Below are 24079 nucleotides of genomic sequence, written 5' to 3'. Positions count from 1 at the left end.
GCGACTACGCCAGCCGCTTTCAACCGGATCACCGCTCATAAAAAAATGGACCATGGGCAATCCATTTGGCACGACCATGCGTATTGTGTGAAAGATCGAAACGGACAGGTATCATGGATTTCACGACGGCCAACAATAATCGACAGGCAAGACGCAGGATTGCCGTCATTGGATCAGGCGTGTCGGGCTTGTCAGCAGCATGGCTGCTGGACAAGACGGCCGATGTTACCCTGTATGAGGCCGACAGCCGTCTTGGCGGGCACGCCAACACCTTCGACGTGGAGATGCCCGGCAAGGCACCCATCGCCGTCGATACCGGCTTTATCGTCTATAACGAGTTGAACTATCCAAATCTTATCGCGCTGTTTGCCCATTTGGGTGTTGCAACCGATGCGTCGGACATGTCCTTTGCCGCCTCGCTGCGCGCAGGCAGGCTGGAATATTCCGGTTCCGGCCTTTCCGGTCTGTTTGGCCAAAGGTCCAACCTGTTGCGTCCGCAATTCTGGGGAATGGTGCGCGACGTCCTGCGCTTTTACAAGGAGGCTCCCGCACTTCTTGACGATCGATCCCTCGAAGGAGTGAGCCTTGGCAGCTATCTCGATGCAAAGGGTTACTCGCCTTGCTTCGTCGATGACCATCTTCTTCCCATGGGTGCTGCAATCTGGTCCACCACATCAGCAGACATGCGCGCCTATCCGCTGCAGGCCTTCATCCGGTTCTTCGTCAATCACGGCCTCGTCCAATTGTCGGGCAGGCCTCAGTGGCGGACCGTCAAGGGCGGCAGCCGCGAATATGTCTCGCGCATCATGGCGCAGTTCAAGGGCAAGGTCATCCTGAACAGCAAGATTGCGGGCATCAGGCGCGGTGAGGACGGCGTGAAAGTGCTGGACCGTTCCGGTCACATGACGATATTCGATGACGTGGTGATTGCCACCCATGCCGATCAGGCTCTTGCCCTTCTGGCCGATGCCGACCCGGATGAACGTGCCGTTCTGGGGGCCTTCGACTATACCCGCAACACCGCCGTGCTGCATTCGGACGAGGCGCTTATGCCAAAGCGCCGCAATGTGTGGTCCAGCTGGAATTATCTGAGCGAAGAAAACTCCAGCGGCACGGAGCAGCTGTGCGTGACCTATTGGATGAACCGGCTGCAAAACATCGATGACGCGACGCCGCTGTTTGTGACGCTCAACCCGTCCCGTCCGGTCGCCCCGCAAAAATCCATAGCCACCTTCGACTACGCCCACCCGCTTTTCGACGCCAAGGCGCTCGAGGCGCAGAAATTGCTCTGGAACCTGCAGGGCCGCAAGAATACATGGTTCTGCGGCGCGCATTTCGGAAGCGGTTTCCACGAGGATGGTCTGCAATCCGGTCTTGCCGTCGCAGAGGCGCTGGGCGGGATGAAGAGGCCCTGGAGCGTCAAGAACGAGTCGGGGCGCATCTTCCTCGCCCCTCGACAGGCCATGGCATCATGAGCTTGAACTCCGCCCTCTATGCCGGACACGTCTTCCATGCGCGCCATCGCCCGCATGCGCACAAAATGCGCTACCGCGTGTTTTCCCTGCTGCTCGATCTGGACGAACTTCCGCTGCTCGACAAGGGCCTGCGCCTGTTCGGCTATAACCGCCGCGCGGCCATGAGCTTTCACGACAGCGATCACGGCGTGGGCGAGAGAGGCGGTCTGAAGAAATGGGTCGCCCGGCATCTTGGGCAAGCGGATATCGTCATTTCGCAAGAGCGGCTGCGTGTGGAGATGCTGTGTTATCCCCGCATGTTCGGCTACGTCTTCAATCCACTCACCGTCTATTTCTGCCATGACAGGCAGGACGATGACCGGCTGGTCGCCATACTCTACGAAGTCTGCAACACGTTTCACGAGCGCCACACCTACATCATTCCGGCGACACCGGGTGCCAATGGCAGCGTTCAGCACTCCTGCGCCAAGGAAATGTACGTATCGCCCTTCGTGCCGATGGACTGCACCTACGAGTTTCGCATTCAACCGCCTGCGGACAAGGTTCTCGTTGCGATCAACGAGCGCGATGGCGAGGGGGAGCTGCTGTTTGCGTCATTTGCGGGCAAGCGCCGTGCGCTTGGCGGCAATGCGCTGATAAAGGCGCTTGTGTCCTATCCGCTGATGACACTGAAAATCATGGGGGCCATTCACTGGGAGGCCCTGCTTCTATGGGCCAAGGGCAATCCGATCTACCGACATAAGACCGCAAGCAATCCAATAGCCAGCTCCGTCAGCGTGACAGACGCGACAGTGCGAGTTGCACCAATGGGAGGAATGAAGAATGAGCCACGCTGAGCGAGAAAACCTCTCCCTGATATTGGATCGTGCGCCGCTGTGGCAGAAGATGATCTGCCGCCGGGTCAACAACATGACGCATGGTCGGCTGACATTGGTTTTCCCGGGTGGCTCGGAATATGTGATCAACGGCCAGCAGCCCGGCCCGCACGGCGTTCTGTGCCTCAATCGCGGCCGCGTCGTGCGCAGACTGGTGACGGGCGGCAGCCTCGGCTTTGCCCAATCCTATATGGATGGCGATTGGGACAGCCCCGATCTAGCGACGCTTCTGGAACTGGCGATTGCAAATGAAGACAGCTGGAAAGCCGTGTCGGAACCATCCCGTTTCATCTCCGCACTGGCCTTGCTGCGCCACCGCCTGCGCCGCAATTCCAAGGCAGGAAGCCGCCGCAACATCGCATTCCATTACGATCTTGGAAACCGCTTCTATTCGGCATGGCTGGACGAGACCATGACCTATTCCTCGGCTCTTTTTGAAAAGCCGGGGCAGACGCTCGCCGATGCCCAGAACGCCAAATATGACCGCATTGTCGAGCAGCTGCAGATCGGCCCCGACGATCATGTGCTGGAAGTGGGCTGCGGCTGGGGCGGCTTTGCCGAATATGCCATCCGCAAGACGGGCTGCCGCGTGACCGGATTGACCCTTTCGCGTGAACAGGCCGATTTCGCCAGAAAACGGCTCGATGCCGCAGGTTTTGCAGACCGCTCGGATATTCGTCTTGAAGATTACCGCGATTGCCAGGGCCAATATTCGAAGATCGTTTCCATCGAAATGTTCGAAGCCGTTGGGGAAGAAAACTGGCCGACCTATTTTCAGCGCCTGCGCACACTGCTGGCGCAGGGCGGAGAAGCAATGGTGCAGGTCATCACGATTGATGAGGAACGTTTCGACGAATATCGCAGAACGGCCGACTTCATCCAGACCTATATCTTTCCGGGCGGTATGCTTCCCTCGATCACCGCCTTCAAGGACGCCGCAGCAACCCAGGGCTTTGCCGTTCCCGATCTGCTGCGCTTCGGCAAGGATTACGATCGCACGCTGATGCAATGGGACCGCGCCTTCATCAGCAACTGGCACCGCATCGAACCCCTAGGATTCGACGAGCGCTTCCGGCGCATGTGGCAATATTACCTCCACTATTGCTCCGCCGGATTCCGGGCAGGCCGCATCGACGTCGTGCAGTTCAAGCTGGTTCCGGCGTCCTAGACGTCGGCTACCGTGTCAATCGACAGCCACCCCTGCCCGACCACGGGCAATTTTGTCGTGCACAATGAAATTCTCATATTCATGGAACTTCACGCGGATAGTCACGTTACGGTGAGTGTCTTTTGTCGAAACATCGAACGCGCCTTGCACTATCTACCCGCTTGCGTTCGATCCTAAACGTGGAGAATATTCATGAACCAGATCATTTACATCGTCGGCTTGGTCGTCATCGTACTCGCCATCCTGTCGTTTTTCGGCTTCCGGTGAGCATAAATTTGCAGTTGTAAAAATCAGGCTTTGTAAATATTCTTTCCGATGGGAACCATGTCGGCGAGACCATCGTTGACATGGGCGGTTAGGGAGGTTTTCGATGAAGCAGACTGTATGGACAGAGCCTGTCGAAGTGAACTTCGACACAAGCTCGATAAATGTTATTTCAGGACCTTTTGATGCACTTGCGCTATTGACGGAGAACTGGCCCCATACGCGTGGTCTAACCTTCGTCAGAGCCCGCAGCGCCTGCCGCGCTGCACTCGACGGGCGCAAATCCGCCGAGGAGGCGAGGAAGTGCTTCGAGGACGCGGTCTATGAGGCGAAGAAACTCAAGTCTCATTAAAGGCTGCATAACTTGACCTTCATGGTTCGCTCCAAAAAAATGGCCCCTTCCGGGGCCATTTCTCGTTGGGGTCACATCCAGTAGGGAGGTATGCCGTAGTAATCATAGACCTTGCGGTCATCACGCCCGAGGAAGCTTTCATCGTCCCGGTTTGCGAACTTCGGCGCATTGTCGATCTGCTCTTTTGTGAGGTCAATACGATATCCGTCGAGCTCATCGTCGTAATGCAGCTTCTCCCATGGCAACGGATAGTAATCGTCGCCGATGCCCATGAAGCCACCAAAGCTAAGGACGGCATAGGCAACGCGACCGCCACGTTTTTCAAGGATGATTCGCTGGATGGATCCGATCTTCTTGCCATCGGCACCGTAAACGCTGGTGCCCTCAACCTTGTCGCTGGCAATGAAGCTCGGCGTGTCCTTGACATAAGGGTCCTGACCGGCGCGGGGTTCGTGATGTACCATAACGTCTTTCCTCCTTAGGATTGATTGTCGTTATGGTTTGTAAACCCTGCGGCCAAAAAATCGTTCCGCCAGAGATGTCCTCAAGCACATGGCGCTATCGCCGCACACGCCCGATGCGTGCAAGCAGGATGACGGGCAAAATGCCGATGAGCACGATGGCAAGCGCCGCAATGGATGCTTCCTCATAGGTCCCGCGGGCGGCCTCACCGTAAAGATGTGTCGAGAAGGTCTCGAAGTTCAAAGGCCGCAGCAACAGGGTTGCCGGAAGCTCCTTGACGCAATCCACGAAGACGAGCAAGGCGGCGGCGGCCATTGCGGCCTTTGAAAGCGGCAGATGAATGGCCGTGAAGGTGGCCGCAGGTGTGCGACCCAGACTGCGTGAGGCCTGATCGAAGGATGAGGGAATGCGGCTCAGCCCCGCATCGATCCCGCCTCCCGCAATAGTGAGAAAGCGCGCCGCATAGGCGAAGATCAAGGCCGAACCGCTACCGATCAGCAGAAGACCGGTCGATACGCCAAACCATTGCTGCATCGTCTGGTCCACAAATCTGTCGAAGCCGCCAAGTGCTATCAACACACCGATGGCAATGACCGTGCCCGGCGCGGCATAGCCGATTGTCGCCAGCCGGTAAGACCATAGCGACGTCCTTCCCGGTGCTATTCTCATGGCGTAGGCCACCACCAGCCCGGCAGCGACAGTGACCAGCGTTGCGGTTGCGGAGAACAGGATGGTGTTCAGCGCCTCCGACGCAAAGTCTGCTGAAATCCCTCGAAATTGCAGACGCCGCCATGCTTCGACAATCAGATAGAGCGCCGGGGCGGCAAAGCCGATGATGATCGGCAGCAGTCCGAAAGAGAGCGCGAGAAGGCCGCGTATGCCGCAAAGCCGGGTCGGCGTCAGCAGCGTGCTCTTCTGCGCAGAACCCGAGTAGCGTTGCCTGCGGCGCGCCCATCGCTCTATTGCCACCAGCGCCACGACGAGAAAGAGCATGGACAGCGCAATCTGCGCCGCACCCGGCAGATCCGACTTCGTCACCCAGGTCGTGTAGATGGAAACGGTCAGCGTGCGGACGCCCAGAAACTCCGACGCACCGATATCGTTGAGCGCCTCCATGAGGGCAAGGCTGGTGCCGACAGCAATTGCTGGACGGGCAAGCGGCACCGCAACCCTTGTAAACAGGGCATGGCGCGAGGTGCCGAGCATCCGCGCAGCATCCAGCAGATTGCCAGCCTGCGTCAGAAACATCGCCCTGACCGGGATATAGACATAGGGATAAAGCACAAAGCCAAGCAGAAGAATGCATCCGGTCATCGAACGTATGTCGGGCAGGCGGAAATCGCGGGGGCTGGAATAGCCCAGAAGCCAGCGAAGGAAACCTTGGACCGGCCCCAGCGGATGCAGGATATCGAGATAGGCGTAAGCCACGATATAGGTCGGCATTGCAAGCGGCAGCAGCAAGGCCCATTCCAGCAGCCGCCGACCGCGAAAATCATAGGCGCTGACCAGCCACGCGCTGAACGTCCCCAGACAGCCTGTGAGAAGACCGACGCCGGCCAGAAGGATGATCGTCTGGGACAGCGCCGTTGCCAGCACGGTTTCGCGCAGATGCTCCCACAGGCCCTCAGATCCCCGCACCGCCTCCGACAGAAGTGCGATGACGGGCAGTGTGGCGAGTGCGGCGATCAGACAGGAGACCGCCAGCCAATAGAATGAGGACGTGATCCGCGATCTGGGTCTTGCAACGGCTGCGGTGTCACGGCTTGAAAACATTCGGAAACGCGCTTTGTGTGTATGGGGCTGCCGATGAGGATCTTGCAACAGTCCCTGCCGGACCGGTCACTCCATATCCCAATCACCCGTCATCCGCCAGACGAAGCGTGATGGGCAAGGTTCGCAGACATGGCAGTCCCGGGGCAGGCATTCGAACCCGGCCCGAGACTGGCTTGATATTGCGGCCGAGCCGGGGATCCCGGCTCGGCACACTTTACGAGCGGATCAGTCTCAGTTGTCGAAGCCGACCTTGTCGACCAGCTCGCTTGCCTGCTTGCGGTGAGAAACGATTTCCGTCAGCGGCTTGCTGTCGATCTTCAGCTCACCAAAGGAAGCGATGATCTGGTCGACCTCGGCGCTTTTGTTGACCGGATATTCGTAATTGGCTTCGGCATAGATCTTCTGCGCGGCGCCCGATGCCAGATATTCCAGCAGCTTGACGGCCTCATCCCGGTTGGGGGCGTTCTTGGCAACAGCCGCACCGGATACGTTGACCTGCGTTCCGCCATCCTTGAACGTCGGCAAGATGACCTTGATGGCTTCGCCCCACTTGACCTGCTCTTCGCCGCCCTTGCCGGAGCGCATCAGCCCGACATAATAGGAGTTGGCGATGCCGATATCGCAAATGCCGCCGAGAATGTCCTTGGCAACATCGCGGTCGCCGCCGCCAGCCTTGCGGGCCAGATTGTCCTTGACGCCCGCAAGCCACTTTTCGGTAGCCTCTACGCCGTGATGGGCGATGTAATCGGCAAAGAGCGCGGTGTTATAGGGGTGCTGACCAGAACGGATGCAAACCTTGCCCTTCCACTTTGGATCGGCGAGATCCTCGTAGTTGAAGGCGGACAGGTCGACGTCCTTGGACGCATAGAGAACGCGGGCGCGCATGGACAGGGCAAACCAGTTGCCCTTGGCATCACGCAGCTCGGCTGGAATGTTCTTTGTCAGCACGTCCGACTGAACCGGCTGGGTAACGCCTTTTTCCACGAGATCAACGAGGTTTCCGGCATCCACAGTCATCAGCACGTCAGCAGGCGAGCTTGCGCCTTCGCTCAGCACACGCTCGGCAAGACCGTCTTTCAGGAAAACCGTGTTGACCTTGATGCCGCTATCCGTGGTGAAAGCGTCAAGCAGAGGCTGGATCAAAGCGGGCTCGCGCGTCGTGTAGATATTGAGTTCGGCAGCGCCCACAGCGCCCGCCGGAAAGGCGACACTTGCAGCCAGAAACGCAGTTTTCAAAGCCTTGGATGATGTCACGTCTGTCCCCCTTGATCATGATTGAGTGGGGAAATGCATCACCATACATGATCGATGAAATCAAGTTAAGTTTGCTAAATTGCGCGCCTCTCTTCTCACTTTGAGTTGAAAGGCGGCCTTATTCGGACGGAAAAACTCGGGAATTCAATCTGCAGTAAAGGTCAGGACGCTGCCTGGTGCAATCGAAAGCCCGACATCCTGCAGATGCGGCGGGACCCTGTTCATGCCACGAACGCGCAAATCCCCGACAAGACCGTCAACCCGGATGGACAGCTGCTCGATCTCGCCCATGAAGACGCGGTTGGTAATGCGGCCCGGCGTGGTCGTGTCGGTTCCCGCAGGGGTGATGCTGATGGCGCTGGGGCGGATATAAGCGAGACCCTTGTCACCCTCACGCAGCGCCAGGCTCGACGAGAACTTGCCAACGGGCGTTTCAAGCTGGCCACCCCGCATGATGCCTTCGACCTTGTTGAAGGCGCAGAAGAAATCCGCCGCGTAGCGACTGCCCGGATTGTCGTGCAGGTCATAGCCGGTTCCGGTCTGGACGACCCTGCCCTTCTGCATCAACACCACACGATCACCGGCAGACAGTGCCTCTTCGGGATCGTGGGTTACCATGATGACGGTGGTGTCCAGACGTCGCAGCAGGCCCAGCGTTTCTTCGCGAACGCTGTCGCGCAGGCCGCGATCGAGATTGGAGAAGGGTTCGTCCATTAGCAGAATATCGGGCTTCGGGGCCAAGGCGCGCGCGAGCGCGACACGCTGCTGCTCACCGCCCGATAATGTATGGGGATAGCGCCCGGCCAGATCAGCCAAACGGACATGCTCTATCATGTCGGCACTGCGCGCCTTCGCCTCGGCCCTCGGCAATCCCTTCAGCCCGAACAGTACATTCTGCTCCACCGTCAGATGGGGAAACAGCGCATAGTCCTGAAACACGAAGCCGATCCGCCGTTTTTCCGGCTCCATGAAGGTGGTTGGCCCGGCAATTTCGCGCCCATGCATCCACACCGATCCCGTATCGGGTGTTTCCACGCCGGCGATGATCCGCAACAGCGTGGATTTGCCACATCCGGAACGACCGACGAGACAGATGATTTCGCCGCGGTCCACGGTCAGGCTGACATCCTCAAGCACAGTCGTTTCGCCAAAACGCTTACCGATTGTGCCGAGTTTGAGTGCCTCAATGCCAGACATGTCCGAATTCCGTGTGTTTTCGCTGCGGTTTGTTGATCGCGCAAATCAGCTTTAATGTCAAAAGCTCGTTGTCGAACGCGTGTAGCCACACTGCCCCATCGTGTATTTGATGTGCGCAGTTGACGTTTACGTTAGAGTTAAATACGCTGATGTGAGTGGATGGTTTTGGAGGCTTCATCTACGCTTGCAAGCACGTGCCAGCACACGCCTGTCCAGCTGAGGAGCAGACGGGCAAATTGGTTCAGCAGTGCTTGCGAATGCCAGCATGGGGAGGAATTTCATGAGCAATACGAATCTGGGCCATCAGCAAACGCATAGCCGTGAAAAGCCATGGCTTGCTTCCTATCCTCCAGGCGTTCCCGCCGAGCTTCCCGATCTGGGTTACAATTCCCTGGCTGAACTTGTTGAGAAGAATTGCGAGCGCTATGCCGAGCGCAAGGCATTTTCCTCCATGGGCAAATCGCTGACCTACAGGCAGCTGGAAGAACTGACACGCCGCGTGGGCGCATGGCTGCAAAGTCTGGGCCTGAAGAAGGGCGACCGGGTTGCGGTCATGATGCCGAACATCCTGCAGAACCCGGTGGCGACCTATGCGATCCTCAGAGCAGGCATGACGGTGGTCAACGTCAACCCGCTTTATACGCCCCGCGAATTGGAACATCAGCTCAAGGATTCAGGCGCAAAAGCCCTCTTCGTGCTGGAAAATTTCGCGCATGTCGTCCAACAGGCCCTGCCCAAGACCGATGTTGAGCATGTCATCGTCACGACGATGGGAGACCTCTTGGGCCTGAAGGGCCACCTCGTCAATTTCGTGGTGCGCAAGGTCAAGAAAATGGTGCCGGCCTACGATCTGCCCAAGGCTGTCGGCTTTAAACAGGTTCTGTCGCAATCCCGGCAGATGGACCTGAAGACGGCGCCAATCATGCGCGACGATATCGCCTTCCTGCAATATACCGGCGGAACCACGGGCATCTCCAAGGGCGCCATTCTGACCCATGCGAACCTGCTTGCAAACAAGGCGCAGATTTCGCTCTGGATGGACGCGGTGTTCCTTAACAAGAAGCGGCCGGAGGTGATGAACTTCGTCTGCGCCCTGCCGCTCTACCATATTTTTGCGCTGACGGTGAATTCGCTGATGGGCATCGCGCTTGGCGGTCATAACCTGCTGATCGCGAATCCGCGCGATATTCCCGGCTTCGTCAAGGAGCTTTCCAACTACACGCCGCATGTCTTTCCAGCCATCAACACCCTGTTCAACGCGCTGTTGAACAATAAGGATTTCGCAAAGCTGGATCTGTCTTCGCTGGTGCTGGTCATGGGTGGCGGCATGTCGGTGCAGCGGCCTGTTGCCGAACGCTGGGCCGCCGTTACCGGCACCCATATCTGTGAGGGCTATGGACTTTCGGAAACCTCGCCCGTTGCCACCGTCAACCCGCTTGGCCAGTCCGATTTCAGCGGCACGATCGGGCTTCCCGTGCCATCCACGGATGTCGACATCCGCGATGATGACGGCAACAGCCTGCCGCTTGGCGAAGTCGGCGAAATCTGTATTCGTGGCCCACAGGTCATGCCGGGCTATTGGCAGCGCCCGGATGAGACTGCAAAGGTGATGACGCCAGATGGTTTCTTCCGTTCTGGCGACATGGGCTTCATGGATGAGCGCGGCTATACCAAGATCGTTGACCGCAAGAAGGACATGATCCTGGTTTCCGGCTTCAACGTCTATCCCAATGAAATCGAGGAAGTGGCGGCGGCCCATCCCGGCGTGCAGGAATGTGCTGCCGTTGGCGTGCCGGATGACCATTCCGGCGAGGCCGTAAAGCTCTATGTGGTCAAGAAAGACCCTGACCTGACCGCCGAAGATCTGCGCGAATTCTGCGCCAAGAGCCTGACCAACTACAAGCGGCCTAAGCACATTGCGTTTCTGACAGAACTTCCGAAGACCAATGTCGGCAAGATCCTGCGGCGTGAACTTCGAAAGCTGGCTAACTGATTGGTGCGCTTCATAATATTTCAATCGATTTAGTCGATCGCGCCTTGATTTAGCCTGATGAAAAAGAATAGTTTCCTCATCCTTTCCCGGAGCATGAGGAGCATTCCATGCAGGCTATCGTCGAAAATCTGAAATCCACCGCTGCCAAGACCGCAGCCACCGATCTTCGCGCCGCTTTTGCCGCCAACGCCAATCGGTTCGAGCAATTCAGCGTGCGCTTCGACGATCTGTTGATGGATTACTCCAAATGCGCCGTGAATGACGAGGTGCTGGCGCTTCTCGAAAAGCTCGCCCTCGAAGGTGGCGTCGAGACGAAGCGCGACGAGATGTTCTCCGGCAAGGAGATCAACTTCACCGAAGGCCGCGCCGTTCTGCACACAGCACTGCGCAACCGGTCCAACACGCCCGTGCTGGTCGATGGCAAGGATGTGATGCCTGACGTGAACGGCGTGCTTGCCGCCATGGGCAAGTTTGCCGATGCCATCCGCTCCGGCGCGCTTAAGGGCGCGACCGGCAAGAAAATCACCGATGTCGTCAATATCGGCATTGGCGGTTCCGACCTTGGCCCGGTCATGGCAACGCTGGCGCTTGCACCTTTCCATGATGGCCCACGCGCGCATTTCGTTTCCAACATCGATGCCGCCCATATTGCCGATACGCTCAAGCAGATCGACCCGGAAACATCGCTCTTCATCATCGCTTCCAAGACCTTTACCACCATCGAGACGATGACCAATGCCGCCACGGCACGCGCATTCATTGCCGACAAGCTGGGCGAAGACGCCGTCGGCCACCACTTCTGCGCCGTTTCCACCGCGCTCGACAAGGTGGCCAAATTCGGCATCGATAGCGACCGTGTCTTCGGTTTCTGGGATTGGGTCGGCGGACGCTACTCCATCTGGTCGGCCATCGGCCTGCCGCTGATGATTGCCATCGGCCCTGAAAATTTCGGCAAGTTCCTGGATGGCGCGCACGCCATGGACACGCATTTCCGGGAAGCGCCGGTGCGCCAGAACCTGCCCATGCTGCTCGGCCTCATCGGTTTTTACCACCGCAATGTGCTGGACTACCCAACCCGCGCCATCCTGCCCTATGACCAGCGCCTGTCGCGCTTCCCCGCCTATCTCCAGCAGCTCGACATGGAATCCAACGGCAAGGGCGTCACCATTGACGGCACGCCGGTCGAAGGCCAGTCCGGCCCTGTCGTTTGGGGTGAGCCCGGCACCAACGGTCAGCACGCTTTCTATCAGCTCATCCATCAGGGCACGAGCGTCATCCCTGCCGAATTCATGATTGCCGCCAATGGCTTCGAGCCTGATCTGCGCCACCAGCACCAGTTGCTCATCGCCAATTGCCTTGCGCAATCCGAAGCGCTGATGAAGGGCCGCACGCTCTCCGAAGCCAAGGAGCAGTTGACGTCCAAGGGCATGGACGACAAAAAGGCCGACTTCATCGCCCCGCACCGCGTCTTCACCGGCAACCGCCCATCCATCACCTTCGTCTATGACAAGCTCACGCCCTTTGCGCTTGGCCGCCTGATTGCGCTTTACGAACACCGCGTCTTCGTGGAAGGCGTCCTGTTCCGCATCAATTCCTTCGACCAGTGGGGCGTGGAGCTTGGCAAGGAACTGGCAACCGGCCTTCTGCCTGTCGTGGAAGGCAAGGAAAGCGCCGAAGGCCATGACAGCTCGACGCAGGGTCTGGTCAAGGCACTCTCGGGTCTGGCGAAGTAAGCAATCACCCCCCATAAAACGACAAAACCCGCCGGTCGCCCGGCGGGTTTTTTATGCAGACCATCCGCTTTTGCCGATGACCTCATCTCCGTCATTCCGACCTTGTGTCGGAATCCAGCAGCGCCGCGTCTGCGGCGCGTAAGAGTCCCTTCATCAAGCACTTGATCGCAAGGCACCCCGGACCGAGTCCAGGGTGACGGGAAAACAGCCTTATTCCGCTGGCGCCATCGTAGGGTCGAGCGCATCGATGCCTTCCTGACGATCATAGGCGGCCTGGTCGAGAATGCCCTGACGCTTGGCGACGATGGTGGGGATCAGCGCCTGACCGGCCACATTGACCGCCGTGCGACCCATATCGAGGATCGGGTCGACCGCCAGCAGCAGGCCGACGCCTTGCAGCGGCAGGCCGAGCGTAGACAGCGTCAATGTCAGCATGACCGTCGCGCCCGTCAGACCCGCCGTTGCCGCAGAGCCCAAAACCGAAACGAAGGCAATCAACACATATTCCTGAATGCCGAGCGGCACGCCGTAGAACTGAGCCACGAAAATGGCAGAGATCGCCGGATAGATGGCAGCGCAGCCGTCCATCTTTGTCGTTGCACCCAGCGGCACGGCAAAGGCCGCATATTCGCGGGGCACACCGAGATTGCGTTCCGTGACCTGTTCCGTCAATGGCAGGGTGCCGATCGATGAGCGCGACACAAAAGCAAGCTGGATGGCAGGCCATGCACCAGAGAAAAAGCGGATCGGGTTCAGGCCGTTTGCGGTGAGAATAACGGGATAGACCACGAAGAGAACGATGGCGAGGCCGATATAGATCGCAGCCGAGTACCAGCCGAGCGAAGCCAGCGCTTCCCAACCATAGACGGCAACGGCATTGCCCAGAAGACCAATCGTGCCAATGGGCGTCAGACGAATGACCCACCACAGGATCTTGCGGGTGATGGCCAGAAGCGAGCGGTTGAACGCCAGAAACGGCTCCGCCTTCTCACCCACCTGCAAGGCAGCGATACCGACGGCAATGGAAATGACCAGTATCTGTAGCACATTGAAGTTCAGCGCAGTCGTCGCACCACCCGGAGTGACCTTGGTCGATGCCTGAAGTCCAAGCAGGTTGGCGGGGATCAGTCCTTTGAGAAAATCAAGCCAGGAACCGGTGCTGGATGGTGCCGCAGCCGCCGTGGCGGCAACCCCGGAATTGATACCCGGCTGGATCAACAGACCAAGCGCGATACCGATGAGCACCGCAATCAAAGCAGTGATCGCAAACCAAAGCAGCGTCTGCCAGACCAGCCGCGCTGCATTGTTCAACTCCCGCAGGTTGGCGATGGAGGCGACGATCGCGGTAAAAATCAGCAGCGGCACAAGGGCACGCAGAAGCTGCACAAAGATGGTGCCGATGGTGGCCAGCGTCTGAACCAGCCAGTTCGGCCCCGCCTCCGTCGCACCCATCTGCCGGGCGATGTAGCCGAGCACAAGGCCGACAACCATCGCCGCAAAGACTTGAAAACCGAAAGAAGCGTAAAAGGGCTTAAGAGCCCTTGTGGTGGATTGAGCTGACATTTTGAATTCCGTGAAAACGAAAAGACGATGGCTACCGTCTAACGTGGAAATGATGAGAAGGTTCTATTCTCTGCTTCTTGTCCACAACATCAACGAACGGAATTGCTCGCCCGGGCGATTCATTAGAAATTTCGTTTATAGAGTAACCGGGCATGGCTTGAGCAAATCACCGCTCGTTTACGGATCAAAACAATTCATGAGATCGATCCGTCCCGGCAGGTGGATAAAGCGAAACTGGCTTGCGGCGTTAGACGGTTACTGTCCTTCGTAAAGGTCGTCAAACCGACCGAATAAACGGGTATTTACCCGCTCGATCCAGTCCATCGTGCCCTTGAAGTTGCTATCGTAGACTTCGATCCTCTGGAGCCAAAGCCAAAGCCGAAACGGACGGATGGTAAATCTTATAATTGGAGTGACAAATCTGATGTCGGCGGGATGGTGCTCCGTAAAGGCAGAAAACGTCCCATCATCGTTGCGCACCAAGCCCCAATCCATCGACTCGTTCCAAGAGCCGTGGAGCGACTCCGACATCATGCCATAAGTCGCAGAATAAAGGGAATCGTGTTCAACTTCTGCAAATATGTCACGGAAACTTTTTCCTTGGAGCCTCCACTTATTCTTCTTTTGCTCGCCAAAATCATTGGGCGTTAACCCTTCGAACTCCATCTTTTCCCTAACAGATGAGAGCAAACGCTTTCCTGCCTTGGTGTCAAAGAAAGGCGAACCTGCCTCCATCTCTCTGAGGATTCTTAGTCTATCCTTATAAGAACATTTCCGATAATCTTCCATTACGGCTCCATCATTCGACATGAGATATGTTGCGATTGTGGTTGCCTCAATGAGTGGCCGCTCGAAGATTGCAATTACTTCGGCATTGTCCATTTCGTGGTACTTTACGCATTGCTTAAGAAGCTTGGAAACGCGCACAAGTAGCCCAAGAATCGGAGCATCGTCAATTGAGTAGCCCGAGGGATTACGCTCAACATTGCGCATCCGCGTCATTGTGTCGTAGATATCTGCAATGTCTGTGAAGAACTGGAGTGAAAACTCATTCAAACCTTCGAGAGAGCTAAAATGCTTCTCGATGTAGTCGCGCTGATATTTAGCAGTTATGGCTGTGAGTTCTTTCATTCTCTAAGCTTATCATTCTGCACGCGTTCAGAACAACTGCAATGACGGTTTCGCTGGCAATGCTTGAATAGATCGGGCGTAAGCGTCAGCAGTCCAACCCGCAAAGTTCCGATCCGATCTCCTACCGAAGTTGGGGTCTCCGCCAAGCGTGGCAGTCTGGGTGATCTGGGCTTCGGTCGAGGCAAGACGCCGACGGTGCACCATACGGCTGGCTCTTTAGCTCCGCATCTCGGTTTTTTGCTCTGGCACCAAAAGGTGCATAAGAGCGTAATCCAGCAGCTTCACCAGCGCTGCTGGTCTCCGTTGGATATCCCGCCATCATGCCACTGTTCGTAATAACGCGTGGCGGTATCCTGCGCGGTCAACAGCATGGATGGGTTCTGCCAGACCATCAGCCCACCGATGACGACAGCGGCCAGCAGCGCAATGCCGATCAGCTTGCGCACCACGAACATCACCAGCCAGATGGCGATGACCGCAAAAACGGCCATCACGAGAATAGAGCCAATGTCCTCTGGGATGTAGGTCTGAAGGTTTTCCATGTGAGCTTATAGAGCGAGCGTTTTGGCCGAAGAAAGGCAGAGCGGTAAAACCCATCTCCAAAAAAATTCCAACCCGGTCCTCAAAGCCCAATCTCATTCGCACATGGCGGGTTCGCCCCTGCACGCGACACTGTTACAGCCGCAGCCTTTGCGCCGAGCGCAAGCGCCTTGGCAATCTGCTCTTCCGTCAGGGCCGCGACTTGTGGCTTGGTGAGCAGGCCTTGGAGTTTGAGCGAGGCAAGGATGCCGGCGTCGAAGGTGTCGCCTGCGCCGACGGTATCGACGACCTCGACGCGCTCGCTCGGCACTTCCACGCGAAGGTTCGACGTGTAGCCGACCGCGCCTTCCGCGCCGCGGGTGACGACCACGAGCTTGGCGCCGTGGTGCAGCCAGTGGCGGGCAAGCGTGTCTTCATCGCCTTCCAGACCGAACCACGCCAGATCCTCATCAGAGAACTTCACGATGTCGGACTTGGCGGCCATGCGGTTGATGCGCTCAAGGTGCTTCTGCTTGTCCTTGATGAAACCGGGGCGGATATTGGGGTCGAGGGAAATGACGCGTTTGTCGTGTTCGCGCATCAGAAGCGCTTCATAGGTGCCGCCGCAGGGTTCGGGAATGAGGCTGATCGCGCCGAAGTGCATGGCTTCGCAATCGGCTCCGATATTGGGCAGATCGCTTTCCGACAGCATCCGCAGCGCCGTGCCTTCATCGTAAAAGGCATAGGTTGCGTGGCCATCGACCAGTTTCACGAAGGCGATGGTGGAGGGGCGATGCGAGAAGGCGCAAAGGCTGTAATCGACATTGCTGGCCTTCAGCGTATCTTTCAGGATCTCGCCCATCATGTCATCGGCGATGCCGCAGAAGAAGGCGGAGGGAACGCCGAGACGACCCAGCGCAATCGCCGTGTTGAAGACCGCGCCGCCCGCATAGGGCGCAAAACCGGCTTCGCCTTTCGTGGTTTCACGCGGCAGCATGTCGATCAGGGCTTCACCACAACACAGGATCATCCGGTTCTCCTCCGTATCAAAAACTAAATCGATTTAAACAACTTCGCCTGAATTGGCCAGATGTCTACCAATCGAAAATTCTGTGCCTAACCAAGATCAGGATTGCGGCAATTCGCTGACCCCGCCGCGTGCGGCAGACCACGGCAGCGGATTGTCGAGGAAGGCTTCGACTTCCGACAGGGTCTTGTCATCGAACAGTTTTTCGGAGCGGGCAACTGCCAGAACATTGCGCCATGTGCTGAGGTAATGCAGCTTCACATTTCCGTTGGCAAAGCGCGCCTCCGCCTCCGGGAAGATACCGTAATAAAACAGCGCAATGCCGTGATCGACAATACCACCGGCTGCGCGGATGGCTTCGATGAAGGTGAACATGGAGCCGCCAGCGGTCGTCAGATCTTCGATCACAAGCACGCGTGCACCTTCAGGCATGTGGCCTTCGATCTGCGCATTGCGGCCATGGCCCTTTGGCTTCTTGCGGCAATAGATCATCGGCAGACCAAGACGTTCAGCCAGAAAGGCTGCGAAGGGAATGCCTGCGGTTTCGCCACCGGCCACGCAATCGTACTTTTCAAAACCGGCATCGGCCACGATTTTCGCAGCTGCAAAATCCATGACGGTGGAGCGAATGCGCGGATAGGAAATTAGCTTGCGCATGTCAATATAGACCGGGCTCTTCATGCCCGATGCGAAGGTGTAGGGGCTTGCGGAATTGAAATGAACCGCCTTGATCTCCCACAGCATCTTCGCGACAAGTTCTGCCACCAGGGCGCGATCCGTGAATGTGAATGTGGACATCGGGCGTTTCCTCTTTGATCGGATGCTACATAGAAAAACTGCCGGACGAACCGGCAGTGATTTGAAAAACTCAGGCGACATCCCAATGCAACGGGAACATGGGGTCAAACACCGTAACCGGGCCTGCACCCGTCTCGATCTTCTCTGGGAAGCTGACCGGCTCATCGCGCTTGATGAGCGTGATGGTGTCCTCGTTCGGCGCAAGGCCATACCAGGCGGGGCCGCTGAGCGAGGTGAAGGCTTCCAGTCTATCGAGCGCATTGTCCTGCTCGAACACATGGGCAAGGCAGCTCATGGTGTTGATGGAGGTGTAGATGCCCGCGCAACCACAGGCGCATTCCTTCAACGGGTCCACATGCGGGGCGGAATCCGTGCCGAGGAAAAATCTGCTGTCGCCGGATGTGGCGGCAGCGCGCAGCGCCAGGCGGTGTTCTTCGCGCTTGGCGACCGGCAGGCAGTAATAATGCGGCTTGATACCGCCCACCAGAATGGCGTTGCGGTTGATAATGAGGTGATGGGTGGTGATGGTACCAGCCAGATTGGCCTTGGATGACTTGATGTAATCCACGCCATCTCGCGTTGTCACATGCTCCATCGTCACCTTCAACTCAGGCAGGCGCGTTCGCAGCGGCTCCAGAACCGTCTCGATGAACACCTTCTCGCGGTCGAAAATATCGACTTCGGGCGTCGTCACCTCGCCATGAACGCAAAGGGCCAAGCCGATCTTCGCCATACGCTCCAGCACCGGCATAGCCTTGTCCATATCCCTGACGCCACCGTGGGAATTGGTGGTGGCACCGGCAGGGTAAAGCTTGACCGCATGGATGAGGCCGCTCGTCTTGCCCTGTTCCACATCATCGGCGCTGGTATGCTCAGTCAGATACAGCGTCATCAGCGGCTGGAAGCGATCACCTGACGGAATAGCCTTGGTGATGCGCTCCTTATAGGCGATGGCATCTGCTGTCGTGACAACAGGCGGCACGAGGTTCGGCATGATGATGGCGCGGGCGAAATGGCGGCTGGTATCACCGATCACGCCCTCCAGCATGGCGCCATCGCGCAAATGCAGGTGCCAGTCATCAGGGCGGCGAAGGGTGATCGACTTCATCGTTTTAGCCTCGGAGCTTGCTGGAATTGCGCCCGTTTAACACCATTCTGCGCGAGAAGACAGCGCCAAAAACCACTTTTTCAGCGCAAAAGCTGGCGTTAGAGCGCTTCCTTGTTAAACGGAAGCGCTCTAGATCGCGCCTGCCTGCGGGCCCCAGACATCCGTCATGGCAAAACCATCGGCCAGCGGATCATTGGGATCAAGCCAGACCTGATGCATGCCGAAGGTAAAGCCGCGCCCGGCAATGGTGGGAATGACCGCCGCCTTGCCCGCCGCCTCAGTCACCGCAGAAAGGCCGACCTCGAACTGCGTGCCGATGATGGAGCGGGAGGTGTAGCTATCGCCAACCTTGACCTTGCCGCGCGCGTGCAGCGTGGCGAGATTTGCGGAATTGCCCGTGCCGCAGGGCGAGCGATCCGCCCGGCCCGGCCACATGGTGGTGCAGGTGCGGATGGTGCCATCGGTCTCGGTATCGCGGAACATGACATAGGCGACGCCCGAGATCGCCGGGATTTCGGGATGCACGACAGGGATTTCGCGGTTGACGATATCCTTCAGCACCATGCCTGCCGCCACCAGCTTTGCCGCATTGGCCTTGTCGATGGTCAGCCCAATCTGGCCCACGTCAACGAGGGCATAGAAGATGCCGCCATAGGCGATATCCATGCGGATGCGGCCCCAGTCCGGCGTGTCGATCTCAACGTCCAGCTCATGCACGAAGGACGGCACCATGGTGAGTTTCACCTTTTCGCAGCGCCCATCGCGGCAGGTGGCGGTGGCCTTGACCAGACCGGCCGCCGTTTCCAGCATGACGATGGTTTCCGGCTCCTTCATCTCCACCATGCCGCTTTCCAGAAGCGCCGTCGTGGCACAGATGGAGTTGGAGCCGGAGCTCGCATGGGCCTGATCCGGCTGAAGGATGACAAAGGCGGCATCCGCATCCGGGTGCTTGGGCGGCAGCAGAAGGTTGACGGAGCCGATGGGCGCGCCGCGCGGCTCCAGCGTCAGGAAGCGCCGGAGCTCCTCCCCCTTCGGATCGGTATTGAGCCAATGCAGCTGTTCGGCCACCGTGCTGCCCGGAATTTTCGGAACGCCGCCGGTGGCCACGCGCCCGATTTCACCTTCGCAATGGACATCGAGAAGCTGAAGGGTACGTTTGAACCGCATGGGGGCCACTCCGGAATGGGATTACATGAGGCCGGTCATATCCGATAAAATACTGTTTGTATATTCAGCTCTAGCGATCCCGGCATTCTGATTTTCCGCGGTTACCGGCCACCGTGCAGTCCGTGCCTCGGCCAGAACCGGTTCTCAGCGCTTGAGGATCAACCACGCTGGTTGCGGTGTCTCCAACCGAGCCGACGGTATTGCCAACGGAGCGGCCAAGGCGCTCCACCTGCCGCCCGTAGTTTTCGCGGGTGCGGGGATCGAACACGGCAATCGGCGCGCTGACGACAACGCTCGCCGCCGTACCGACCGTCTGTGCCGCACCGATGCCAACCGCGCCGATGGCTTCGCCAAGGCCCACGTCCGAATCCGTCACCGTCTGCCCGGCAATCAGCCGGTCGCCGATAAGGCGCACCACCTCAGGGCTCTCGGCGAACTTGCCGTGGTTGAGATTGTCTCCGGACTTCAGCTTGGTCAGATCGAGAACAGTGATACCGGCGCTTTCCAGCTGGCTGCGATAGGGCTCTGCCGAAGGGTCGATCTGGCCGAGGCGGTCGACATTGCCGGAAATGCGGCGCGAAAGGCTGAGCGCCCTGTCATCCTGCGAGACGAAGAGCGTGAATTTCGGCCTCTCCTTGCCAAGGCTTGCATACTGGCGGGCAAACACATCCACATCGAGATCGGGTGCGGCCAGAATGACATTGTTGATCTTGGGATAGACGCGGCCATGGCGGATCGCCATCTGGCGCAGAGCCTCCACCGCAAGCCAGGTGCCCATGGAATGCGCCATGATGGTGACGTCGTTGACAGAGCCATCCTTGGCCAGCCGCGTCAGCATTTCTTCCAGCGCATCACGCGAATAATTGGTGCTTTCCTTGTCGTAATTATAATCGAATACGCTGGCGCGCGATGGCCAGGTAAAGACAACCGGCATCACATCGGAGCCGGAATCGTGAACGATCTGCGCAAAGCGATAGACCGATTCCTCGTAGCGGTTGTTGAAGCCGTGCACGAAGACCAGCACACGCTTACTCTTGAAGCTATGGCTCTTGATCCAGCTGCGACTCTCCGCTTCGCTGGTAATGGGCTCAACTGAGACCGTGGTGAAATTCTTCAGCGGATCGGCAGGCAGTTTCTTCGGCCACTGCACCTGGCCGACGGTGCGGTTTGCTGCGGGCGGAATGGACACGGTGATGGCATCGACTTTCAGCCCCGTTCCGCGTTCCCCACCGAACAGAATGGCCTTGTCATCGGACGGCGCGCGCGTGGTTGCGACCAGAAGATTGACCGGCGAAGTCCCCTGCACCAACTGACCGGTCGGTGTCATCACACCGATAGGCCTTCCGCCGCAGCCTGCCAAGACGGCCAACATGGTCACGATTGCTACGAGCCTTGCGGCCATTCCAGATACTCCCCGCAAAAGCCACCGGAACACTCAGCCTGTCCCTTCGCCATGCAAACTCAAGCCATGCTTATCGCAGAAGGGCCTGTCGTTAGCCAGCCTTCCGGCCCGGGTCCGGCGTGCCTTTCCGGTGATGTGTGACGCAGGCGCCTCAACCTGGCGCTCCCGCCGATGCGTCACCAAACAAAAGGCAAGCTTGGCGACTGCTACGTCAAATAGACGTGATGCGATCTCAAGCACCTCATCAAAGAGCGTCAGGAACGATTGCAGAGGTCGCATTATTATTTCGGAGAAAAGTGAAATGAGACTCTCTATACTTATAAGAGGTAACAACTTCCTCGAAGCTGACCGCTTCGGGTTATCCATGGACGCTCGAAACAACATTGATTCATTGATTGAAAAGCTGATTGACCCTGTTCGCAGGAAGGATCCCGAGGCCAATATTTACCTTGCGACCTATGACAGCCCGGCACTTGCGGAAATTCAGGCAAAAATCGGAAAATGCGAAACCATCCTGCTGGACGCGGCAGGCAGCACGCAGGCCGAAACCTACAAGGCCGGTGTGCGCCGTGTTTTCGAACATGGCAAAACCGATGTGCTCATCGTCTCGCGCTTCGATCTCGAATTCAAGAAAAGCTTCGATGCCTGGGACGTGCAGCTTGACGAGAATGCGATCTACTTCCCCTGGCGCGAGTATCGCAACCACTGGCGTGACCACTTCCGCGTCGGCGACGCCGTCCACGTCGTCGGCAAGAATGCGATGTCACCCTTCTACGACAGCCTCATCATGAGCCAGCTGTCCGGCCGCAAGCACCTGCATCTTCTGTATTATCACCTGCGGATCATGCACAACGACCTCAGATTCATAGAGGACGGATATTGGGATTCGAATACGATGTTTGGCAATCCCGAATGTAGAAATCCGCTCTACGAAATTCACAATCGGCCCCATATTGCCCAGCACAGCAGCGGCGATACGGTCTTCATTCCGGAGATCCGCGCCTGAGGGTCAAAGGGCGCCGCTATCGGCGCCCCGTCCCTTCTCAGCCCCCCCCGCACAAAAGACCCACGCCAGCTTCTGGTTCGGGTCACGGTCTCTCCCTTGCCCACAAGCAGCTCCGCGACAGCCGTTCCAGCGCAAGCAGTTGAACGGTGACGCCGAAATCTCTCTCTGTCCCGCCGCTCAGGGGTGCATCAACAAGCCCCATGCAAGGTTCGATATTTAACCCTAGCCTAGAAGAATACCCAGGAGGCAACCTAGAAATGTCGAGTGACCATTTTCAGCCGATCGGTGGCTCGATGCCGAAGGCAATGCTCTTTGACCTCGATGGGACACTTGTCGACACCATGCCTCTGCATTTCCAGGCATATAGGGACGTTCTTGCCGACCTTGGCATCTCTCTCTCATTCACAACCTTCATGGCTGCATCGGGTGGCGCTGCCAGAGAGACGATCCCGCGTCTTCTGGCGGGGAACGTTTGCGCCCTCCCGGTGGAGGAAATCCATCGTCGCAAGGTAGCAAGGGCAGAGCAGCTTTTTTCGGAAAGCCCGCCATCCAGGCTCCCCTGCGCCATGCTGCTTCCAGCACTCGCGGCCACGTTTCCGATTGGACTTGTCTCCTCCGGCTCACGCAAAAGCGTCGAGACCACCCTCGCCTCAATGGGCTGGAGCTCCGTTTTTCAAGTGGTCATTACCGGTGACGATGTCCAGAAGGGCAAGCCCGATCCGGAAGGGTACCTGAAGGGTGCGCGCGCTCTTGGCGCAATTCCAGAAGAATGCCTCGTATTCGAGGACATGGATGATGGCGTGGCCGCAGCCAGGGCCGCCGGAATGCAGGTTTTCGACGTCCGGAAAACACTGCCCGCATGGCGCACCGAGCTTGATCACAGCGTAACACGGGTGGCCTGATGCTCTCGATGAATTCCAGCAACGCGCTGCGGCACGACCTCCAGCTACCGCGGACAGAAATTGAACTGTCTGGCTTCTCGGGGGCAAGGATTCTGCTCATTCGCGAAGGGGACAGCCCTGCCTTTATCCGCAAGATTTCCGGCACGGCCAGCGGAAATTCCAGGCTCCAGGCGCAGGCCATCAAGCAGCGGCTCACGGCCAGTCAGTTGATCGGTTGCGCGACAACTCCAAGAATACTCGATGAAGGCTACATCGACGGGCTCTACTATTTCGATATGGAATACATCAAGGGACTCGACGGCATCAGCTATCTGCGGACGGCCAGCTTCCCTGCGATCGCACGATTCCTCGACAAGCTCCTGATGGCGATTGAGCGCTTTGCGAATCTGGAGAATCCGCAGCAGCTCTTTTCGCCACGGCAGAACTCACTGACGAAATGCCACGAAATCCTCTCGGCCATTCCACGGGAAGATGTTCGGGCGCGAAACGCTGTGCTCGGCCTGATTGGCATCCTCGAATATGCAAAGATACCGGAAGAGTTGGCCGTAACCGCCTGCCACGGCGACCTGACGCTTGAGAACATCGTGGTAACTGAAGCAGGCGACGTCGTGTTCATCGATTTTCTGGATACGTTTCTCAGCCATTGGATCGCGGATGTCGGCAAGCTCGAACAGGATCTGCGGGCCGGATGGTACATGCGAAAGGCCGAACCTCTGCCTCTCAGCGTCGTGTCCTACTTCCGCCAGGCACTTGCCGCGCTTGCAAGCAGGCGCCTGAAGGACTCACCCGCGTTACTCCCGATCGTCCTCTGTGTCCATCTTGCCCGGATACTGCCCTATACCAGGACGCACGAAGACCGCAGCTTCGTTCTCGACCGTCTAGAGCAGTTGCTCGCAAAACAGATTTAGAT

General features: G+C 57.9%; 21 protein-coding genes. 9 read left to right on the top strand and 12 right to left on the bottom strand.

Going from position 1 to position 24079, the window contains the following annotated elements; translation table 11 throughout:
* Positions 1-113: 113 nt before the first annotated feature.
* The 4 genes from ASF69_RS05980 to ASF69_RS05965 all read left to right on the top strand — a co-directional run bounded on the left by ASF69_RS05980 (position 114) and on the right by ASF69_RS05965 (position 4134).
* Entirely contained in the window at positions 114-1475 is a 1362-nt protein-coding gene (locus tag ASF69_RS05980; protein ID WP_062586333.1) for an FAD-dependent oxidoreductase, read from the top strand.
* Complete coding sequence (locus ASF69_RS05975; RefSeq protein WP_062586332.1) at positions 1472-2311, top strand: DUF1365 domain-containing protein; 840 nt, start codon at positions 1472-1474, stop codon at positions 2309-2311. The genes ASF69_RS05980 and ASF69_RS05975 overlap by 4 nt, the downstream gene beginning before the upstream one ends.
* A complete protein-coding gene (locus ASF69_RS05970) occupies positions 2298-3518 on the top strand; it encodes a cyclopropane-fatty-acyl-phospholipid synthase family protein (protein ID WP_062586330.1) in 1221 nt (406 codons plus the stop codon). The genes ASF69_RS05975 and ASF69_RS05970 overlap by 14 nt, the downstream gene beginning before the upstream one ends.
* Before the next feature lie 370 nt (positions 3519-3888).
* On the top strand, positions 3889-4134 hold the full coding sequence (locus ASF69_RS05965) for a DUF982 domain-containing protein (RefSeq protein ID WP_062586329.1): 246 nt from the start codon (positions 3889-3891) through the stop codon (positions 4132-4134).
* Between the two features lie 71 nt (positions 4135-4205).
* Here the strand turns inward: ASF69_RS05965 and ASF69_RS05960 are convergent, their stop codons facing one another.
* The 4 genes from ASF69_RS05960 to ASF69_RS05945 form a co-directional block, all read right to left on the bottom strand.
* Complete coding sequence (locus ASF69_RS05960; protein ID WP_062586328.1) at positions 4206-4598, bottom strand: PRC-barrel domain-containing protein; 393 nt, start codon at positions 4596-4598, stop codon at positions 4206-4208.
* Between the two features lie 94 nt (positions 4599-4692).
* The gene (locus ASF69_RS05955; RefSeq protein WP_062586327.1) at positions 4693-6369 is read right to left on the bottom strand and encodes an iron ABC transporter permease; all 1677 of its coding nucleotides are present in this window, start codon (positions 6367-6369) and stop codon (positions 4693-4695) included.
* Positions 6370-6600: 231 nt separating this feature from the next.
* Positions 6601-7605 carry a Fe(3+) ABC transporter substrate-binding protein gene (locus ASF69_RS05950; protein ID WP_162238071.1) on the bottom strand — a complete coding sequence of 335 codons (1005 nt, stop codon included), beginning with the start codon at positions 7603-7605 and terminating at the stop codon, positions 6601-6603.
* 162 nt (positions 7606-7767) lie between these two features.
* Entirely contained in the window at positions 7768-8820 is a 1053-nt protein-coding gene (locus ASF69_RS05945) for an ABC transporter ATP-binding protein (RefSeq protein WP_062586325.1), read from the bottom strand.
* Positions 8821-9100: 280 nt separating this feature from the next.
* On the opposite strand from ASF69_RS05945, the gene ASF69_RS05940 reads away from it, so the two are divergent.
* Both ASF69_RS05940 and pgi read left to right on the top strand, forming a co-directional pair.
* Positions 9101-10813, top strand: coding sequence for a long-chain-fatty-acid--CoA ligase (locus ASF69_RS05940; RefSeq protein WP_062586323.1), 1713 nt, complete (start codon positions 9101-9103; stop codon positions 10811-10813).
* 107 nt (positions 10814-10920) lie between these two features.
* Complete coding sequence (gene pgi, locus ASF69_RS05935; RefSeq protein ID WP_062586321.1) at positions 10921-12546, top strand: glucose-6-phosphate isomerase; 1626 nt, start codon at positions 10921-10923, stop codon at positions 12544-12546.
* A 210-nt stretch (positions 12547-12756) separates the two neighbouring features.
* On the opposite strand, the gene ASF69_RS05930 is transcribed toward pgi, so the two are convergent.
* The 8 genes from ASF69_RS05930 to ASF69_RS05895 form a co-directional block, all read right to left on the bottom strand.
* A complete protein-coding gene (locus ASF69_RS05930; protein ID WP_062586319.1) occupies positions 12757-14109 on the bottom strand; it encodes a dicarboxylate/amino acid:cation symporter in 1353 nt (450 codons plus the stop codon).
* A 255-nt stretch (positions 14110-14364) separates the two neighbouring features.
* Positions 14365-15240 carry a DUF5677 domain-containing protein gene (locus tag ASF69_RS05925; protein WP_062586318.1) on the bottom strand — a complete coding sequence of 292 codons (876 nt, stop codon included), beginning with the start codon at positions 15238-15240 and terminating at the stop codon, positions 14365-14367.
* A 281-nt stretch (positions 15241-15521) separates the two neighbouring features.
* Positions 15522-15782 carry a hypothetical protein gene (locus tag ASF69_RS05920; protein WP_062586316.1) on the bottom strand — a complete coding sequence of 87 codons (261 nt, stop codon included), beginning with the start codon at positions 15780-15782 and terminating at the stop codon, positions 15522-15524.
* 80 nt (positions 15783-15862) lie between these two features.
* Positions 15863-16789: a carbohydrate kinase gene (locus ASF69_RS05915; protein ID WP_062586315.1), complete on the bottom strand. Its 927-nt coding sequence runs from the start codon at positions 16787-16789 to the stop codon at positions 15863-15865.
* Between the two features lie 96 nt (positions 16790-16885).
* Positions 16886-17584 (bottom strand): orotate phosphoribosyltransferase, encoded by a 699-nt coding sequence (locus ASF69_RS05910; RefSeq protein WP_062586314.1) that lies wholly within the window; start codon positions 17582-17584, stop codon positions 16886-16888.
* A 70-nt stretch (positions 17585-17654) separates the two neighbouring features.
* The gene (pyrC, locus tag ASF69_RS05905) at positions 17655-18692 is read right to left on the bottom strand and encodes a dihydroorotase (RefSeq protein ID WP_062586313.1); all 1038 of its coding nucleotides are present in this window, start codon (positions 18690-18692) and stop codon (positions 17655-17657) included.
* 129 nt (positions 18693-18821) lie between these two features.
* The gene (locus tag ASF69_RS05900) at positions 18822-19859 is read right to left on the bottom strand and encodes a 4-hydroxyproline epimerase (protein WP_062586312.1); all 1038 of its coding nucleotides are present in this window, start codon (positions 19857-19859) and stop codon (positions 18822-18824) included.
* Positions 19860-19929: 70 nt separating this feature from the next.
* Entirely contained in the window at positions 19930-21261 is a 1332-nt protein-coding gene (locus tag ASF69_RS05895) for an alpha/beta hydrolase (protein ID WP_062586311.1), read from the bottom strand.
* Between the two features lie 301 nt (positions 21262-21562).
* Here ASF69_RS05895 and ASF69_RS05885 point away from each other — a divergent pair, with 301 nt between their 5' ends.
* The 3 genes from ASF69_RS05885 (at position 21563) to ASF69_RS05875 (ending at position 24077) form a co-directional block, all read left to right on the top strand.
* A complete protein-coding gene (locus ASF69_RS05885) occupies positions 21563-22267 on the top strand; it encodes a hypothetical protein (RefSeq protein ID WP_156462004.1) in 705 nt (234 codons plus the stop codon).
* Between the two features lie 257 nt (positions 22268-22524).
* Positions 22525-23169, top strand: a complete 645-nt coding sequence (locus ASF69_RS05880; protein WP_062586308.1) for an HAD family phosphatase — start codon at positions 22525-22527, stop codon at positions 23167-23169.
* Positions 23169-24077: a phosphotransferase gene (locus ASF69_RS05875; RefSeq protein ID WP_062586306.1), complete on the top strand. Its 909-nt coding sequence runs from the start codon at positions 23169-23171 to the stop codon at positions 24075-24077. Before ASF69_RS05880 ends, ASF69_RS05875 begins: the two co-directional genes overlap by 1 nt.
* Positions 24078-24079 lie beyond the last annotated feature (2 nt).

The sequence above is a fragment of the Rhizobium sp. Leaf311 genome (assembly GCF_001423445.1).
GTDB lineage: Bacteria > Pseudomonadota > Alphaproteobacteria > Rhizobiales > Rhizobiaceae > Agrobacterium.
The sequence above is the reverse complement of the archived record's forward strand: the minus strand, read 5'-3'. Positions and strand labels throughout refer to the sequence as shown.